Origin of the sequence: Rothia mucilaginosa, assembly GCF_019334805.1 — a bacterium.
In the GTDB taxonomy this organism is placed as follows: domain Bacteria; phylum Actinomycetota; class Actinomycetes; order Actinomycetales; family Micrococcaceae; genus Rothia; species Rothia mucilaginosa_C.
The window spans coordinates 223,967-241,202 of sequence record NZ_CP079822.1; the positions used below are offsets into that span (position 1 = coordinate 223,967).

Here is a 17,236-nt window from a genome sequence, read left to right on the forward strand (position 1 = left end):
GCTTTATTTTCTTTCTCGTGTACCGGCACTGTGCCGGTCGTGAGGGGCGGTGAGCATCGGGCTCTGGTGGTTTTTCTTAGGGAAGGACGACTACCTGAGCTGCGAATGCCAGGCCGGCACCGAAGCCGATCTGCAGGGCGAACTTGCCGGAGAGTTCCGGGTTCTCCTTGAGCAGGCGGTGTGCGGCGAGGGGAACCGATGCGGCGGAGGTGTTACCGGCATCAACGATGTCGCGTGCCACTGCCACCGTGTCGGGAAGTTTGAGGGTCTTGACCATCTGGTCAATGATGCGGGCGTTTGCCTGGTGCGGGATGAGTGCGCCGAGCTCGTCGGGGGTGATGCCGGCAGTTTCGAGTGCCTGCTTGGCGACCTTTGCCATTTCCCATACTGCCCAGCGGAAGACGGAGGGGCCGTCCTGGCGCAGGGTGGGCCAAATCTTTTCGCCTTCCTGCACGGGGTTTGCTACGAAGTCGCGGTTGCGGATATCCAACAGGGAGTGAGTCATACCCACAGTACCCCAACGGGAGCCGTCCGAACCCCACACAGTCGGTGCGATACCCGGCTCGTCGGAGACGCCTACAACTGCTGCGCCTGCGCCGTCGCCGAGCAGGAAGGAGATGGTGCGTTCGGTGTTGTCGATGAAGTCAGAGAGCTTCTCAACGCCGATGACCAGCACGTGCTTTGCGGTGCCTGCGCGGACGAGGGCGTCTGCCTGGGCGATGCCGTAGCAGAAACCTGCACACGCTGCGGAGATGTCGTATGCAGGGCACTTGGAGCCGATTGCGTCAGCGACCAGGGTTGCCAGGGAGGGGGTTGCGTAGGGGTGCGAGATGGTCGAGATGATGACCGCCTCAATGTCCTCACCGGCTACACCGGATGCTGCCAGGGCGTCCTTGGCGGCACCGATGGCAAGGTCGGCTACCGACTGGTTTTCGCTGGCGCGATGGCGGGTTGCGATGCCGGTGCGCTGCCTGATCCACTCGTCGGAGGAGTTAATTGCCTCAACGATGTCATCGTTGGGGACGATGACCTCACCGCGGGCTGCGCCGTAACCGAGGATGCGGGAGTAGCGGTTGATTTCGTACTGCTTGAGGGTAGTCACGTATTCAATCCTTAGTGCTGATGCTCGCAAGACACTGTGTGCCTCGCATGTCTAAAGTGCATGTCTAGTGTGAAGGGTTCCTAGCGCGGGGAGGGCTGGGTGCTCTCCCCCCGGCGTTTAGCCCTTCAGCGAGGCGAGGTCCTCGGGAGTGTTGATGGAGGTGCCGGGCACGCCACGCATCGCGCGCTTTGCCAGGCCGACCAGGGTGCCTGCGGGGGCGACCTCGATAATGCCGGCGACCTCACGCTCGAGCAGGGTTGCCATGCACAGGTCCCAGCGGACGGGGCTGGTGACCTGGGAGACGAGGGTCTTGACGAACTCTTCACCGGATGCCACGGCGGAACCGTCGCGGTTGGTCAGCAGTGCGGAGGTCGGGTCGGAGACCTGCAGGGATGCGGCGAACTCTTCCAGGGCGGGCACGGCGGGTGCCATCGCCTCGGTGTGGAATGCGCCAGCGACCTTCAGGGGGATGACGCGAGCGCGTGCGGGCGGGTTCGCGGCGAATGCCTCGATGGCGGGAATGGGGCCTGCGGCTACGATCTGGCCGCCGCCGTTGGAGTTTGCCGCGACGAGGCCTGCTGCGTCGATGGCTTCGCGGACGTTTTCTTCAACGCCGCCGAGTACTGCAGCCATGCCGGTCGGGGAGGCGGCTGCCGCCTCCGCCATGCCGTTGGCGCGCACACGCACGAAACGCATTGCGTCTTCGTCACTGAGCACACCCGCGAGGGCTGCTGCGGTGATTTCGCCGACGGAGTGGCCCGCGAAGATAAGTTCTTCACCGTCGAGTTCGCGTAGTGCGAGGCGGCCGGTGACGATGCCTGCAGCCACGATGAGGGGCTGGGCGATTGCGGTGTCCTTGATGGTTTCTTCTTCGGCTTCGGTGCCGTAGTGAATCAGGTCGATGCCTGCCGCTTCGGAGAGTCGTTCCAGGTGCTCACGCACACCTTCAATCTCGAGCCAGGGGCTCAGGAAGCCCTTCTTCTGGGAGCCCTGTCCGGGGCAAACGAGTGCGCGCATGCGGTGCGACCTTTCTGGTTTTTAGTACTCGTACGCGGTGCCGTTATAGAGACGGAGACCACGGTTAGTCTGATACCTATGCTACCTTGTTCAGCCGCCCTGTATAAACATCACTGTGCAGAAACTTTGGGCTGCGCTGGGAGCCTAGACAGAGGTTGAACAGTGTATAGCTTAGAACGATTTCCCCCATTCGTACAGTTCAGCCACTCAAGGTTCAAATAGAGAGACATTAGACGGCGGCGCTCAGCGCACTATTCAAAGCACAGTACAACACAGCCCAGCATACTCCCCCATATCGGTGCGCGACCTTAGACGCGCGAACGCCCTATGCTCGCGGATGCGCCCGCGCGTACGTCTCCGCCAGACGCTTCATCGACACGTGCGTGTAAATCTGCGTGGTCGCCAACGACGAATGCCCCAGAAGCTCCTGCACCGAACGAATATCGGCACCACCATCCACCAGGTGAGTTGCCGCCGAATGACGCAAAACGTGCGCACCCGACGCCTGAGTATTCTCCACCGTGCGCAGCAGGCGGGTCAGGTCCTCACGAATCTGACGGGCGTTCGCACGCCCGCCCCGAGGGCCAATAAACAGCGCCGTCACGCCCTGGGCCCCCTCCTGGATCCACTGCGGACGGCCATAGGACACCCAACGATTCAACGCCTTAAGCGCCGGGGTACCCAACGGCACCACGCGCTCCTTATTGCCCTTACCCAGCACGCGCACCGTCTTATTCGCCCGGTCCACGCTCTGCAAATCCAGGCCCGTCAGCTCAGAAATACGCATGCCCGAAGCGTACAGAACCTCAACCACAGCTTCCAGGCGCAACAGGCGCGCATCACGAGGATCCTGCGCCCGACGCTCCTGCAGGGTAGTCAGCAGCTGGTTCATCTGCTCACGGCTCAGCACCGGCGGCAGGTGATTCTCCCGCTTGGGGGTGCGCATACCGCGGGTCGGGTTGGCGTGTACCAGCTCCTCTTCCTGAGCCCAGGTGAAGAACGTGCGCAGGGTCGAACCGCGGCGCGCCACCGTAGAACGAGCCGCCTGCCGCAGATGTAGCGAACCCAACCACTCACGAATCAGGGACGCATCAATGCTGTCCAGATGCCGCACACCGCGGCGCGCCATGTAGCCAAAGAAGCCCTCCAAATCGGAGATATACGAGCGGATCGTCTCTTCGGAACGGTGCTTCTCATAGCGCAAAAAACGCTCAAAACGGTCCAGGACAGGGCGGAACACCTCACCGGAAACACCCAGTGCCGAATCAGGTAGAACAGAGCCGGGTAGGGCGGAGCCCGAGCCCTCAGCTTGGGTTCCGGGATGATCGGCGGCAAGGCTGCGGGTATAGGTCACCGGCAGGGTCGTGGAGGGAGCATCATCCCGGTACTCTTCCCGGTTCTCACTCCGGTTTTCTGCCTGGTTTTCGTGCTGGCGGGCGGGGGTCATGCGTCCCTCCTTTCGGGTTTCGGTCTTTCGACATTTTCTCCGCGCGTCTGCTGATAGCGCAGCGGCGGGGTAGGCTCCGCGCAAGTATGCGCAAGCCTACCCCAATTGTAGAGAGGTTCCGAGCTCTCCACGCACCGCCCCCGTCATGACCTGCCGCCCGTCATGACCGACCGGCGTATCCCGCTATAGCCGGGGTGTTCGGCTGAGGTGTTCAGCTGAGGTGTTCAGCGGGGGCTCTCCTAGGCTGCGACAGCCGGGCGGACCTTCCTCCAGCTCGTTCCGCTGCTCTCCGCAAGACCGCAACGGCCCAGGTGGAACAGGTCAGCCATCACGTCGCGAGCGCTCAAACCGAGAGCGGCGGCAATCTCGTCCACGCCACGGTAGGAACGCGGGCTCAAATCGTCCCAGACCCTACCCTGTCGCTCGGTCAGCTCATCCAGCGCGCTGGAGGAGGCAGCCTGATCCCACTCGCTCTCGTGCTCGGTGCCCAGCTCAAACCCTGCGGCGGCATCGTACTCGAGGATGTCGGCGGCCTCGGTGAGTGTTTGCGCTAGTCCATCGCGCAGCAGACGGTTCGTGCCCACCGAGTTCGGCGAATTAATCTGCCCCGGAACCGCCCAGAGGGTACGCCCAATCTCCATCGCGTGACGAGCCGTGTTCAGGGCACCGGAACGCCAGCGTGCCTCCACCACAATGGTGTGCCGCGCCAACGCCGCAATCAGGCGGTTACGCTCCAGAAAACGCCAACGCGTGGGGGTGTTACCCACACTCACCTCGCTCATGATGAGCCCGCGGTCAACAATCATATTCAACGCATCCGAGTTCTGCGCCGGGTACAGCCGATCCAGCCCACCCGCCATGAAGGCGATGGTCGGCAGGTCACTACCCTGCTGAGTCAGCGCCGCCCGATGCGCCGCAATATCAATGCCCATCGCACCGCCAGAAATCACCGTGTACCCGCGGCGCGCCAGCTCAGCGGCGAGATGGGTCGTCGCCTCCGTACCGTAGATGCTCGGGTCACGCGAACCAACCAGCGCCACGCTCGGGGCAGACGCCACATCCAGCAGGTGCCGCGAATCGCCTCGGCACCACAGCCCGTACGGTCGGGCGGGCCCCAAATCGTTCAGCTGCGGCGGCCACAGCGGATCGGCGGGAGTGACCAGCCACGCCCCGCAGGTTGCCGCCATGTGCGCCTCCGCATTCAGGGTGCGTTCCATGCGGCGGTTCCAGCGCAGGCGGCGGGTCGCGAGCGCCTTGCCGAACTTATCGCGGCTCATTTGATGCTCACCCGGCGTGTAGTAGCCATTCGCGCTAGAAAACAGGGCGGACTCCCCTTCCGCGGGTGCGCCCACCGAGTGCAAATAATCGCTGAGCTGCGTATCCGGTTCGCCGTGCTCCCAGGTGTGCGCATCGGGGATGTGCCCGGTCAGCAGGTAGTGCAGGGTCAGCGGCGCTCCCAGGGTGGTGAGGGATTCGACCACGAGCTCATCGGCGGGTTCGGCGTAGCGCATCAGCTGGGCGGTGCAGCAGCGGATGTACTCGCGGCACGCCGCCTCAACCTGCTCCGCGCTGAGGGCGGGGTTGAACAGGGGTGCTGGATTGAGCAGAGGCACAGGGTCAGAACCGCTGGAGGCTGTACCCGCCGCAGGTTCGGGGTGCTCACCCTGTGGCACCTCGCTCTGCTGTTCCTCCCCCGGCTGCTCTTCCCGGCTCAGGTCCTGCAGGTTCATCTGTTCCAGGTACACCGGGTTCAGGCAGGAGGTGAGGAAACCCGGCAACCGCGCCGCGTTATAGGGGCTCGGTGAGGGTTCGTTCCCCAGCGACAGAATATGCGCCACCCTCTCACGCACCAGGGCGTGCGCATCCAGGGTGCGGCCTGGCAGGCGGATCTGCAGTTCCTCCTGCACAAAATCCTCCGCCGCGCGCTCTTCTGGCACATGCTCTTCAGGCACGCTCACTTCTGGCACACACTCGTCCGGCGCTGTTTCTCTCAGCCCATTTTCTTTCAATTCGGCCTCTTCAGCTCGTTTTCTGAGCTTCTTCTCACTCATGACGTTCTTCTCCTCTCGTGAGTGATTCCTTCTATAAACCGGCACGCTATGTCAGCTGGCCCTATTTCAGCTGGCGCATTATTTCAATTGCCCCTGCTGCCGCAGAAAAAGCGCCACATCCAGGTGCTCCCGGCTCGGGTAGGCGGCCCCCTCCAAATCGGCGAGAGTCCAGGCGATACGCAGCACCCGGTCGTAGCCGCGAGCCGTCAGCGTTCCGCGGTCCACGGCGGCGTTCAGTTCGCCGGTGAGCTTCGCATCCAGACGCAACGGACCGCGCAAAATCTTGCCGTTCATCTCCGCATTCGTCTTCAACCCGTACGGCTCCAGACGCTCCCGCTGAGCCTGTCGCGCCGCCATGACGCGCTCACGAATCTGCGCCGAACTCTCGTTCACCTGACCGCCCGCAAGCTCCGTGGACGACACCTTCGGAACCGTCACATTCACGTCAATGCGGTCCACCAGCGGGCCGGACAGCCGCCCAAAATAGGCGCGACGCTCACGCGGGGCGCACGTGCACTCCGTACCGGTGCCCACGTTCATGCCGCAGGGGCACGGGTTCGCCGCCAGGATCAGCTGAAACCGCGCCGGATAGGTCGCCGACGCGCTCGAACGATCCAAGGTCACGGTCCCCGACTCCAGGGGCTGACGGAGCGAATCGAGCACCGTGCGTTTGAACTCCGGCGCCTCGTCGAGAAAGAGCACGCCGCGGTGCGCTTTAGACACACAGCCCGGGCGGGGAATGCCGCTACCGCCACCAAGAATCGCCGGCGCGGAGGCGCTATGATGCGGCGCCTCAAAGGGCGGCTGACGCACCAGCTCGCTCAGGTGCTCCCCCGCCGAGCAGAGGGAACGAATAGCGGTCACTTCCATCGCGGCATCATTATCGAGGGTCGGCAGGATGCTCGGCAGGCGCTCCGCCAGCATGGTTTTACCCGAGCCGGGCGGGCCTGTCAGCAGCATATGGTGGCCGCCGGCAGCTGCAATTTCCAGGGCGAAACGGCCCTGCGACTGACCGGCAACATCGCTCATATCCGAGGGAATTTCAGCCGGTCTCGCCACCGGTGCACTCGCCTCCGTCTGCGGGGCGGGCGGATAGGTCAGCTTCTGGCTCTCAGCGCCGAGCGCGGCAAAAACCTCAGCCAGGCAGCGGAAACCGCTCACCTGCGCGCCGGGAATGAGCGCCGCCTCCTCAGCATTTTCGGCGGGCACAATCACGCGGTGGTGTCCGGCATCCACGGCGGCTTTAACTGCCGGCAGGATGCCCGGCACGGGGCGTAGCGTTCCGTCCAGGCCCAGCTCACCCAGGAAGACGCTATCGCCGCTGGGGTGCAGTTTCTTCTCCGCCTGCAGCGCCGCAACCACAATGGCTAGATCGAACGCCGAGCCGCGCTTGGGCAGGGTCGCCGGGGTCAGGTTCACCGTAAGCCGGTGCTGAGTGAGGGTGATGCCGGTGTTTTTCGCTGCGGAGCGCACACGCTCTTTCGACTCGTTGAGGGCGGTATCGGGCAGACCCAACAGCACGAAGCCAGGCAGGCCCTGCGAGATGTCAGCCTCAACATCAACAATGTGCCCGCGCAGGCCCACGAGCGCTACGGAATAGGTGCGTGCGAATCCCATTACGCCACCGCCTTCAGATGCTCGAAGGTGAAGGTTTCGCAGGTTCCGGTCACCGCAATAGCGTCAATGCGAAAGCGCGGAAAATCCAGGTTCTCACGAAGCCTGCACCAGAGAATCGCCAGCGAGCGCGTGCGGCGCGCCTTATCGCGGTCAATGGATGCGAACGGGTGCCCGAAGTCTTCGCTGCTGCGAGTCTTGACCTCAACGAAAACCAGTTCGTCCTCGGGGTCAATGGCGATCAGGTCGAGCTCACCGCGGATCTGTTCGTGTTCCAGTCCGGCGGGCGGTCGCCAATTCCTCTCCAGAATCCGGTAGCCGTTCGTCTCCAGGATGCGGGCGGTCAGCTCCTCGCCCCACCTACCGACGCTGTGGGCGCGAGGCGAGGTTCTGCGGAGCAGGGGTCTGTTGGGTGCGCTTCGGGTTGCGGCGCGGGCTGTTATTCGGGCTGTTGTCATGGGTCTCTCCCCCGGTAGATAGCGGTAGTGCTTCTACTGTGCCCGCCGCGCGCGTGCCCGAACGCGGTTAACGAAAAACTGTGGATAACCTCGGTTCCCAGAAGGAATTAGAGGTTATCCACAGCCATTTATTTGAAATTTTGGGGCATATTTTTCAAAAACACCGCTCGAGTGCCGATTCGCCGCGTCATATTCGTGCTGGTTTATCACGCGGTTTCATCACCCAGCGCTGCCGCCCGGTAGCTCAGCAGCCGCCTGCTTCCCCCGGCAATGCGGTGAATCAGGCGTGAGCTAGGTGTTAAAGTCCGGCATTTCCGGCACGGTGAACTCCTGGTTGGGCAGGCGCTCCTCCACGTTCACGTCACGTACCGAGTAGGCGTGCACCTTCTTCACAAAGCGGTTGGAGCGGAATACATCCCACACCCACACGTCGCTCATGCTCACCTCAAAGTAGAGGGTGCCGTCCTGCACGTGCGGGGTGACGTCCACCTGGTTTGCCAGGTAGAAGCGTCGGTCGGTTTCTACCGCGTAGCTAAAGAGCGACATGACGTCTTTGTATTCGCGGTAGAGCGCCATTTGGGCGTCGGTCTCGTAGTTTTCGAGGTCTTCTGCGCTCACTGCTCTTCCTTTCCTGGTTAGTACTGATTCAGCGGTGGCACGTTAGGTTTTCGCCAGCTTCCGAGGCGCGGTTTTCAGGAGTGCCACGCGCCCTAGCCGCGCTGTGCCGCGGCGGCCTCAATCTGCTCGGCGGTCGCCGGAAGCGACCATGACAGTCGATGCTGCAGGCAGGGGCCCTGCACGCTAATCGCCTCGCGGTGAGCGGCGGATCCGTAGCCTTTGTTCTTTGCCCAACCGTACCCCGGATAGCGGGTATCCAGCTGGACCATCAGCTCATCACGTTCTACCTTCGCTACCACCGATGCGGCGGCAATGGAGGCGCACTTGTAGTCGCCCTTAATGACCATGGTCACCGGCATCTGCGCGGGCTCCCCTGCACCCTCCCACGCCTGGGCGAGCAGCGCGTTGTAGTGTGCCTGCGCCGGATCCGGTGCCAGCGCACTGAACAGGTCCTCCTGCGGAGGGGTGAACCAGTCGTGCTTACCGTCCAACAGGGCGGCGTCGGCACGGTATCCGCGGCGCGCCAGCTCGGCGAGCGCACGCTGGGCGGCAAGCCTCAGCGAGAGGGTCATGCCGAGCCGGTCAATATCTGCCGGTTCAACGTGGCCGACCGCCACGGCGCACCACTGGCGGATTTTGGGAACCATGGATTCGCGACGTGCCGGTGAGAGCGCCTTGGAGTCGATCAGCCCGCCCACTTCGAGGGTGGCGTCCGGGGTGAGGATTGCGACGCCCACGGTGACCGGGCCCGCCATGGAGCCGCGGCCCACCTCGTCAATTCCGGCAACCGTGCGGGCGCCGGAGGCGAAGAGCTGCTGCTCGTACTCGAGGTCGGCGGCGGGCGGGGTTGCCTTCGAGGGCTTAGCTTGTGCGGGTTTCGTTGCGCTCTTCTGGGCGCTCACCATCATTCCCAAGCTCGCTTACTCGCTCGGGGTGGAGGTCGGTGCGGGAATCGAGGAGAACACCGAGCTCTGATCCTGCAGCAGACCGAAGTGGTTCAGCGGCCACGCCACCACGAACACGTTACCCTGCACGTCGTCCTTGGAGATGAACGCGGTGCCGTCGCTAATGTGGTAGCGGGAGTCGGCGGAGTTGCTACGGTGGTCACCCATCACGAAGTACTTGCCGGCGGGCACGGTCACCTTGAAGGGCACCTCCGAGGGCGGGTTGCCGGGGTACAGGTACGGTTCGGTGATTTCTACGCCGTTGACCTTGATTTTGCCGTTGCCGTCGCTTTCGACCACGTCACCGGGGGTGCCGATAACGCGCTTGACCAGGAAGTTCGAGGAGGTATCCGGCAGAATACCCGCGAAGGACAGGGCGTCCTTGAGCGGGCTACTGGACTTCTGAGCGGAGGGAATCCAACCCTGAGAGTCCTTGAAAACGATCACGTCGCCGCGCTTGGGCTCGCTAAAGTAGGAGCCCGCCACGTTAATGAACACGCGGTCGTTCACCTGCAAGGTCTGCTCCATGGAGCCGGAGGGAATGTAGAAGCCACGCAGCAGGAAGGTCTTGACCAGGAATGCGATGACCAGCGCGTAGAGGATGACGGTGCCGCCCTCGCGTGCCTGCACCCAGAACCATTCGCCGAGGCGGCCTTCTTCCTGCGCCTGGGAGTAGGTCAGCTCTGCCTGTTCGGCGCGCTTAGCCTTGCGGCGTTCCTTGGGGGTCATTTCGGAGAAGTCCTTGGTGGTTTCCACGTCTGCGGTGTTCTCCTCATCGGCGGCTTCTTCGCGCTCGGCATTCTTCGCTGCGGCATTCTGATCGGTAGCCGTCTTCTCAGCTGCTGCCTTCTCGGCGGCGAGGCGCGCGAAGTATTCTTCCATTTCGCGGCGCTCGCGGCGGCTTTGAGGCTGGTATCCCTCAGGGAAGGGGCTGGTGTTCGCAGTGTTCTTATCGTCTGCCATGCTGGAGTGAGCCTTTCGTTTGAGAGATACCTAGCTCGAGTGAAACGGTACCTAGCTATTGTATCGAGAGTGCTTGTGCTCTTGGGCTTTTATTTTCTGAGAGCGGCAAGGTTCTCAGAATATGCAAAAACCGCTCCTTGCCCGCGGAATGCGGTTGGGGAGCGGTTTGCAACAGAATTCTGTATCTATAAAGATTAGAACTCGCGCTTCTCGCGGATACGAGCAGCCTTACCGTGGCGGTCGCGCATGTAGTACAGCTTTGCACGACGGACGTCACCGCGGGTCACAACCTCGATCTTCTCGATGGAGGGAGAGTGAACCGGGAAGGTACGCTCAACACCAACACCGAAGGAAACCTTGCGGACGGTGAAGGTCTCGCGAACGCCTGCACCCTGGCGGCCAACGACGAAGCCCTTGAAGACCTGGATACGGTGGTTCTTACCTTCAACGATCTTAACGTGAACGTTCAGGGTGTCACCGGGGCCGAATGCGGGGATGTCGTCACGGAGGGACTTCTTGTCGAGGAAGTCAAGAGTCTGCATAGTTGTAGATCTCCAGAGTCATCTGCCGCAGGTCAAATAGACTCAGATTGCTCTGCCCCACTGCGGGACAGAAAACTTCATGCTTCGGACAGGATTGGTGCCCGAAGGTTGACATCGTTGGTCGCTCTCCCCCCTGCGGCAGGGGCGTGCCCGATGTCAACACAATGCTCCATTATCCCAATGCGTCCACGTTTATGCAAGCATCCGGGGAGCACTTTTAGAAGGGGGGTTCGTCACTCTGCGCTCCCCCGCCCTGGGATGCACCGTTCTGCGCCGGAGCATACTGCTGCGTGTACTGAGGCGCCTCCTGCAACGGCGCGCCCGAGTGCGGCATACTCTGCTGCGTTGCGTCCTGCTGAGGCGCACCCTGCACGGAACCCTCGTTGACCGTGCGCTTCTCCACGGTGCGGGCGAAGGTGCTCGTACCGTAGTTCAGGTCGTGACCGATGCCGAGGGCATCCACTTCCACGGTGGTTCCCTGCGTGCCGTCTTCGCGGTTCCAGCGGCTAATGCGCTGGCGGCCACTCACAACCAGCGGTTGCCCCTTCTCAATGGAGGTGGCGATGTTCTGGGCGAGGCGGCGGTAGGCTTTCACGGTGTACCAGTTGGTGGTGCCTTCTTTCCAGGTGCCGGTGGCGTCCTGCCAGCGCGGGGTGCTGGCGAGGCGAAAGTTCACGACGGGCACCCCGTTGGGCAGGGTGCTCAGTGCCGGGTCGGAGGCGGTAAATCCGCGGATCAGGATGGTGTCGCTCATGGTTTCTCCTTAGAAACTAGTGGGTGGGTTCTTCCACCCTGCCAGGGCTGAGCTATCCCTGCACCCGGTGATTACCGCTTCTGTGGATAACCTCGCGTTTTACGGTTTTGGGTGCCGCCTGTGGATAAAGTTTTTGAACTTTTCACCCCGTTTTTTCAAAATTTGCCCGCGAGCAACACACTCCCTGCAGAAATATGACGACCACTCCCCCGCCGGCATCACGCCCGCGACCCCAAAGCTACCTCCACAAAACCCCACCCCATCCGGCATCGTGACAGGTATCTCAGCATCGGGGCGGCTATTTTTGCCCTCAAGTTCACTATTTCAGCCCCGCGCCCTCTATCCTTGATGATGCGGTGCACTCAGCCGCATCCCGTCTACCCGCCTTGGAGAATCCGTGAGCAAAAAGCCCGCGAACAACAACCTGCCTTCTTTACAGGAACTTCGGCAGCTACAGCGCAACCTGCCCAAGCTGCCCGACTCGATGGACCCGCAGAAGAAGCGCCTCATTTACGGTCTGCTCGCTGTGCTTGCCGTGATCGTGCTGATTATTGGCCTGGTCTATGTGAGCAAGAACGGTGTGGACGGCCTGCTCGGTTCGGATGCGACGACCTCCGCCACCGACGAGGAAGAAACCACCGTTGCCACGGAAACCCTCGCCGAGGTCAAGAACCCGTACAAGGCGGTTGATCCCGCGACCGCGCTCGCACCGGATCTGGCGACCGCAAAGAGTGAGCTGGCGTCCCTGCAGGTGAAGGAACGCGCGTCGAAGGCCGGCTACTCTCGTGATCAGTTCGGACCCGCCTGGGATGACGTTGACGGTAACAAGTGCAACACTCGTGACGATATTCTGCGCCGCGACCTGACCAATGTTCGTTTCAAGGTCAGGACCCACGCATGCACCGTGATTAGTGGCACTCTGGATGACCCGTACACCGGCAAAACCATCGAGTTCAAGCGCGGCAAGAAGACCTCCTCGGCTGTGCAGATTGACCACGTGGTGGCTCTTTCGAACGCATGGCAGACCGGCGCACAGGATCTGACCGCGGAGCAGCGCCGCCAGCTGGCGAACGACCCGGAGAACCTGCTCGCAGCAGACGGCCCGGCGAACCAGCAGAAGTCCGATGCGGACGCCTCCGAGTGGCTGCCGAGCAACACCGCCTACCGCTGCACCTACGTGGCACGCCAGGTGCACGTGAAGGCGAAGTACAAGCTGTGGGTGACCGCGGACGAGAAGAAGGTTATGGAGCGCGTCCTCAACTCTTGCAAGGACACGAACCCCGCTAAGAAGTAGCCCCGGCCAAGAAGTAATCCCAGCCAAGAAATAGCCGCCCGGCACCTCGCGGCACACCAACGCAAAAAGCATAAAGAAAACCGCCCCGCACCCTGAGTTTAGGGTGCGGGGCGGTTTTTGCATGTGGCGCCCCAGGAGGGAATCGAACCCCCGACCAAGAGATTAGAAGGCTCCTGCTCTATCCTCTGAGCTACTGAGGCCTTCCTCTAGGGTACATGAGAATTTATGCTTCTCATGCACCGCGCCTCTCACGCGGGAGCTGTTCCACTGAGCTAAGCCAGGCTGGCGCGTTAGGAGTTCGCGCTAGGAGCCTACCTTGGCGGCTTCCCTTTCTGCCTTCTTCACATCGCGGCGGCGTGCACGGCGGCTTGATGCGCCGGGGAACAACTGCCACCACAAGCGGATGGTGGTGCGGCGAATCTGCGTGGGGTGCAGGCTCACGTACACCAGACGGCGGGTTGCCGGGTCGAGGGCGACCAGGTAGATGATGTAGCCCAGGCAGATGACCGTCGCGATGAGTCGGCCCATGTCCTGGTTGAAGTCGCGCAGGTAGGGCGACACATTCAGCTGGTCGCTCACACCGTACGCCATGAAGAACAGCGTGGTGATGAAGTACCACATGAGCTGGAAGTGCGAGCGCAGACCGGTTGCGGCGAGCATCGGGATTGCCCAGAGCAGGTACCAGGGCTGAATCATGGGGCTGCACAGGAGCATGAACAGGATGGCGAGGCCGGCGTGACGCACGATGTTGCGGTCGCGTCCGACGAATGCCATTGCCATGGCGCCGAGCATGCCGATGCCCTTGCCGACGGTTTCGATGAGCTTGCGGATGACCTCGAAGGCGTCGCCCTGAACGAACAGGGAGGCGGCGCCGATGACCAGGCCGAAGGGGGTGTACCAGATGTACTGGCCGCCGGTGGTGGACAGTGCCTTGATCCAGCCGAATTCCAGTCCGGTTACCCAGCCCATGAGCGCCATTTCGGCGAGCAGCAGCACGCCGGAGAGAGCCCAGAAGATGAACTTGCGCGGCCAGGAGGCGTTCTTACCCGCCCAGAGCAGACCCACGAAGGGCAGCACTACGAGGGCGAGCGGCTTGACGGCAACGCCGAGGGCTACGAAGGTCACGCCGAGCGGGCCACCCCACCAGGTGTCGCGGTAGCGCTTGGCGTAGTAGAGGCCGCCGAGCATGAACATGGTCATGAGCGAGTCGTTGTGGCCGCTGGCAATGAACGATGCGATGAACAGCGGGTTCGGGCCAATCTGCCAGAGAGCGCGGACCTGGTTGAAGCCGTGCGCCTGGGCGAGTTTTGCCACGTAGAAGAGGATACCGATGACCGCGAGCACAGAGAGCAGGCGGAAGTAGAAGAGGGAGAGGTCGATGTTCTCCCCCGCCAGGCGCACGATCCACTCTTCGAGCTTGAGGGAGACCGGTCCGTACGGGGGCGGGGATTCCGCCCACATGGGGTCCGCACCGTTCTGCATGAAATTCGAGATTTCAGAGACACCGTGCTTGTACGGGTTGAGGCCGTGCGCCATGACCATGCCCTGACCGTAGTAGGAGAACATGTCACGGCTGTAGATGGTGAAGGCGAAAACCTGCGGCAGGGACCAGCTGGTGATGACTGCAATCATCCAACGCATGGTGTTGGGTTCGTTCCAGTCGCCCATTTTCTGGTAGATTCGCAGCCATTCGCGGCACATGATCATAGCGCCGAGGGCGAGCATGATGATGCCGGTGATGACCCATGTGGCTTCGAATCGGATGGCTCGAATAATGTCGTAGCGCCAGAAGCTGGAGCTGTCGGCGAGCCAGCCGACGGCGTAGGAGCCGAGGGTGACCATGATGGAGCCGATGGTGCCGATAATCACCGTGCGCAGACGGTGGTTATTGACGTAGTCCAAGAGTTTGGGTGAGAGAGGTGCGTCGTGTGCGCCGGGGGTGGTGAGCCGGTGTGCTAGCTCCTTTGGTGCGCGCATAACTCCCTTTCTGTCTGCATCGTCGTTCTGGTTTTTATCATACCGGAGCCCTTGGACGCACTTGTGAGAATCACTGTTACGAAAGCGCTTGTGGACACGCATCGACTCCCCTACCTGTGTGTTTTTATGACATCGTGGGAGTCCGGTCGGCGGCGTTTAGGGGTAGAGTGGGAGGGTGAGTATTTCTAGTGAACGTATTGTATGGATTGACTGCGAGATGACCGGCCTGGACGTGGAGAACGACGCTCTCGTCGAGGTGGGCGTTCTGGTAACGGATGCCGATTTGAACATTCTGGGTTCTGGCGTTGAGTTCGTCATTAAGCCCGGTGATGAGTCTCCTGCCGGTGCGCTGGAGAATATGAATGACTTTGTGCGGTCGATGCATGAGGCGTCGGGTCTGCTACCCGATATTGAGCACGGTGTGTCGATGGATTACGCGCAGGAGCAGGTGCTTCGTTACATCAAGAAGTATGTTCCGGTGGCGGGCAAGGCGCAGCTGGGCGGCAACTCGGTGGGCATGGATAAGCGCTTCTTGGAGCGCTACATGCCCGAGGTCATGGCGCACCTTCACTACCGTGTGATTGATGTGTCGACCATTAAGGAGCTAGCGTCGCGCTGGTACCCGGCGGCTCGTCACAGCGCCCCGGCGAAGACCGGTAACCACCGCGCGCTGGGCGATATCAAGGACTCGATTGATGAGTTGAAGTATTACCGCCGCGCCATTTTTGTGCCGCAGGGCCCGGATGCAATTGCTTCGGCGCAGATTGCGCGTGAGGTGGAGGCGGAGCGTGCCGCACGCGAGTCGGCTGAGCGCGAGGCTGAGGCATCCGCTTCTGAGGCGGCAGAGGCGTCCGAGGCGTAAGCACAGCATGTAACGAGCATCACGGCTTTTCAACTTGGCAGGTTTCTGAATCTCCTGTACAGTAGTATCCGTTGCATATCGCAAGGGAAACCAAGCGAAGCACATGGTGGTCGTAGCTCAGTTGGCAGAGCGCCTGGTTGTGGTCCAGGAGGTCGCGGGTTCAACCCCCGTCGATCACCCCGATGGAAAGGGTCGTTATGGTTATCCGTAACGGCCCTTTCGCTTACCCTCAATCCGGTTCACCCGCACACGGTGTACCCGGCAAGTTCCCGTTCAACAGTTCCCATTCAACACAAGCAAAGGATAATTCCGTGGCTATTCGCCCCATCGTTATTCACGGCAACCCCGTTCTGCACCGCCCCGCGGCACCCGTCACCGAGTTTAATGATGAGCTCAAGGAGCTCGTGGCTGACATGTACGAGACCATGGACGCATCCAACGGTGTGGGCCTGGCGGCACCGCAGATTGGTGTGGGCCTGCGCATCTTCACCTACAAGATGGAGAATGAGGACGGCGTTCCCCCGCGCGGCTGCATCATCAACCCGGTACTGACCCTGGGCAAGATTTCTACCGCTGACCCGGACCCGTACGAGGAGGAAGAGGGCTGCCTGTCCTTCCCCGGTTACGGCTTCCCCCTCAAGCGCGCCGAGTGGGTGACCGTGAACGGTCTTGACGAGCACGGCAACCCCGTCCACTTTGAGGCGACCGGCTGGTTCGCACGCTGCATGCAGCACGAAACTGACCACCTGGACGGCAAGCTGTACGTGAACCGTCTGAACAAGAAGTGGACCGGCAAGATGAAGAAGGTCGTGAAGAAGGAAGGCTGGACCGTTGACGGTAACTCGTGGACGCCCGGCGTGGATCCGGATCCGTTCGGCCACTAATCACGGGCTCTTCTGAAGGTCAGAGGCCTTTCGAGGAGTTTAAAACGAAGACCGCGAATGCGCTTTTAGAGTGCATTCGCGGTCTTCGTTTTCTGTCAGCCGATGATTTTTCCGTCAGCTAACGGTAGCGTGAAACGGGTCATCCTATGAGCCGGGTTCTGTCTAAAACGCCGCCCGAAGGGGCGTTTCGAGGCAATCATCTATCTAGAACGTACGTTGCCGCACGTCTCAAGCAGCCTACCCGAATACGCACCCCACCTCCGTGAAGGAAGCTGACGGGGATCGGGCGCACTACCCTACCATAGCGTATTCTGTTTGACCTTGCTCCGAATGGGGTTTACCTAGCCGGGCACGTCACCGCGCCCGCTGGTGGTCTCTTACACCACCCTTTCACCCTTACCGCGGCGAACCGCGGCGGTTTACTTTCTGTGGCACTGGCCTGCGGGTTACCCCGAGTGGATGTTATCCACCATCCTGTGCTGTGGAGCCCGGACTTTCCTCGAAACACGTGTGCCTCGCGATTGCCCAGACGGCCCGTTTCACCCAACCCATTATACGCACACCCTTGGAGGTGGCTATTTCCCGGGTTTGTTTCGCGGGTACGTAGGGGTACGAGGAGGCACACTAGCAGCCTCGCGGGCATATGCAGGAACCTCGCAACTACACTGCGCCTCGTAGCTACCCGGCGTCTCACGGGTACACTGGAGAG

Annotated in this window: 16 protein-coding genes, 2 tRNA genes and 1 other RNA gene; 5 read left to right on the top strand and 14 right to left on the bottom strand. The window is 61.8% G+C overall.

Going from position 1 to position 17,236, the window contains the following annotated elements; all coding sequences use genetic code 11:
- Positions 1 to 76: 76 nt before the first annotated feature.
- The 6 genes from LPB405_RS00865 to LPB405_RS00890 form a co-directional block, all read right to left on the bottom strand.
- Positions 77 to 1,102 (bottom strand): beta-ketoacyl-ACP synthase III, encoded by a 1,026-nt coding sequence (locus LPB405_RS00865; RefSeq protein ID WP_219101572.1) that lies wholly within the window; start codon positions 1,100 to 1,102, stop codon positions 77 to 79.
- Between the two features lie 117 nt (positions 1,103 to 1,219).
- Complete coding sequence (locus LPB405_RS00870; protein ID WP_005507477.1) at positions 1,220 to 2,119, bottom strand: ACP S-malonyltransferase; 900 nt, start codon at positions 2,117 to 2,119, stop codon at positions 1,220 to 1,222.
- A gap of 325 nt (positions 2,120 to 2,444) precedes the next feature.
- Positions 2,445 to 3,566, bottom strand: coding sequence for a tyrosine recombinase XerC (locus tag LPB405_RS00875; RefSeq protein WP_219101574.1), 1,122 nt, complete (start codon positions 3,564 to 3,566; stop codon positions 2,445 to 2,447).
- 239 nt (positions 3,567 to 3,805) lie between these two features.
- Positions 3,806 to 5,518: a DNA-processing protein DprA gene (gene dprA, locus LPB405_RS00880; RefSeq protein WP_257604936.1), complete on the bottom strand. Its 1,713-nt coding sequence runs from the start codon at positions 5,516 to 5,518 to the stop codon at positions 3,806 to 3,808.
- 177 nt (positions 5,519 to 5,695) lie between these two features.
- On the bottom strand, positions 5,696 to 7,234 hold the full coding sequence (locus LPB405_RS00885; RefSeq protein WP_219101578.1) for a YifB family Mg chelatase-like AAA ATPase: 1,539 nt from the start codon (positions 7,232 to 7,234) through the stop codon (positions 5,696 to 5,698).
- Positions 7,234 to 7,689, bottom strand: coding sequence for a YraN family protein (locus tag LPB405_RS00890; RefSeq protein WP_012903656.1), 456 nt, complete (start codon positions 7,687 to 7,689; stop codon positions 7,234 to 7,236). The genes LPB405_RS00885 and LPB405_RS00890 overlap by 1 nt, the downstream gene beginning before the upstream one ends.
- A gap of 80 nt (positions 7,690 to 7,769) precedes the next feature.
- Between LPB405_RS00890 and LPB405_RS00895 the strand changes: the two genes are divergently transcribed.
- On the top strand, positions 7,770 to 7,979 hold the full coding sequence (locus tag LPB405_RS00895) for a hypothetical protein (RefSeq protein ID WP_141755851.1): 210 nt from the start codon (positions 7,770 to 7,772) through the stop codon (positions 7,977 to 7,979).
- A 1-nt stretch (position 7,980) separates the two neighbouring features.
- On the opposite strand, the gene LPB405_RS00900 is transcribed toward LPB405_RS00895, so the two are convergent.
- The 5 genes from LPB405_RS00900 to LPB405_RS00920 all read right to left on the bottom strand — a co-directional run bounded on the left by LPB405_RS00900 (position 7,981) and on the right by LPB405_RS00920 (position 11,510).
- Positions 7,981 to 8,307, bottom strand: a complete 327-nt coding sequence (locus tag LPB405_RS00900) for a DUF2469 domain-containing protein (RefSeq protein ID WP_049337707.1) — start codon at positions 8,305 to 8,307, stop codon at positions 7,981 to 7,983.
- 92 nt (positions 8,308 to 8,399) lie between these two features.
- A complete protein-coding gene (locus tag LPB405_RS00905; protein WP_257604985.1) occupies positions 8,400 to 9,212 on the bottom strand; it encodes a ribonuclease HII in 813 nt (270 codons plus the stop codon).
- Between the two features lie 15 nt (positions 9,213 to 9,227).
- On the bottom strand, positions 9,228 to 10,214 hold the full coding sequence (lepB, locus tag LPB405_RS00910) for a signal peptidase I (protein WP_219101582.1): 987 nt from the start codon (positions 10,212 to 10,214) through the stop codon (positions 9,228 to 9,230).
- Positions 10,215 to 10,408: 194 nt separating this feature from the next.
- A complete protein-coding gene (rplS, locus tag LPB405_RS00915; protein ID WP_049337710.1) occupies positions 10,409 to 10,756 on the bottom strand; it encodes a 50S ribosomal protein L19 in 348 nt (115 codons plus the stop codon).
- 217 nt (positions 10,757 to 10,973) lie between these two features.
- Entirely contained in the window at positions 10,974 to 11,510 is a 537-nt protein-coding gene (locus LPB405_RS00920) for a single-stranded DNA-binding protein (protein ID WP_049341384.1), read from the bottom strand.
- A 397-nt stretch (positions 11,511 to 11,907) separates the two neighbouring features.
- On the opposite strand from LPB405_RS00920, the gene LPB405_RS00925 reads away from it, so the two are divergent.
- Positions 11,908 to 12,804, top strand: coding sequence for an HNH endonuclease family protein (locus LPB405_RS00925; protein ID WP_219101584.1), 897 nt, complete (start codon positions 11,908 to 11,910; stop codon positions 12,802 to 12,804).
- Between the two features lie 124 nt (positions 12,805 to 12,928).
- Here LPB405_RS00925 and LPB405_RS00930 read toward each other — a convergent pair.
- Positions 12,929 to 13,004 (bottom strand) — tRNA-Arg (locus tag LPB405_RS00930).
- A 103-nt stretch (positions 13,005 to 13,107) separates the two neighbouring features.
- Positions 13,108 to 14,781, bottom strand: coding sequence for a polyprenol phosphomannose-dependent alpha 1,6 mannosyltransferase MptB (gene mptB, locus LPB405_RS00935; RefSeq protein ID WP_219101586.1), 1,674 nt, complete (start codon positions 14,779 to 14,781; stop codon positions 13,108 to 13,110).
- A 175-nt stretch (positions 14,782 to 14,956) separates the two neighbouring features.
- Here mptB and orn point away from each other — a divergent pair, with 175 nt between their 5' ends.
- From orn to def, 3 genes are all read left to right on the top strand, one after another.
- Positions 14,957 to 15,643, top strand: coding sequence for an oligoribonuclease (gene orn / locus LPB405_RS00940; RefSeq protein ID WP_049341386.1), 687 nt, complete (start codon positions 14,957 to 14,959; stop codon positions 15,641 to 15,643).
- 106 nt (positions 15,644 to 15,749) lie between these two features.
- A tRNA-His gene (locus tag LPB405_RS00945) sits at positions 15,750 to 15,822 on the top strand.
- 132 nt (positions 15,823 to 15,954) lie between these two features.
- The gene (def, locus tag LPB405_RS00950) at positions 15,955 to 16,527 is read left to right on the top strand and encodes a peptide deformylase (RefSeq protein WP_049327087.1); all 573 of its coding nucleotides are present in this window, start codon (positions 15,955 to 15,957) and stop codon (positions 16,525 to 16,527) included.
- A gap of 131 nt (positions 16,528 to 16,658) precedes the next feature.
- On the opposite strand, the gene rnpB is transcribed toward def, so the two are convergent.
- Positions 16,659 to 17,064: RNase P RNA component class A (rnpB, locus tag LPB405_RS00955), an RNA gene on the bottom strand.
- Positions 17,065 to 17,236: the final 172 nt, after the last annotated feature.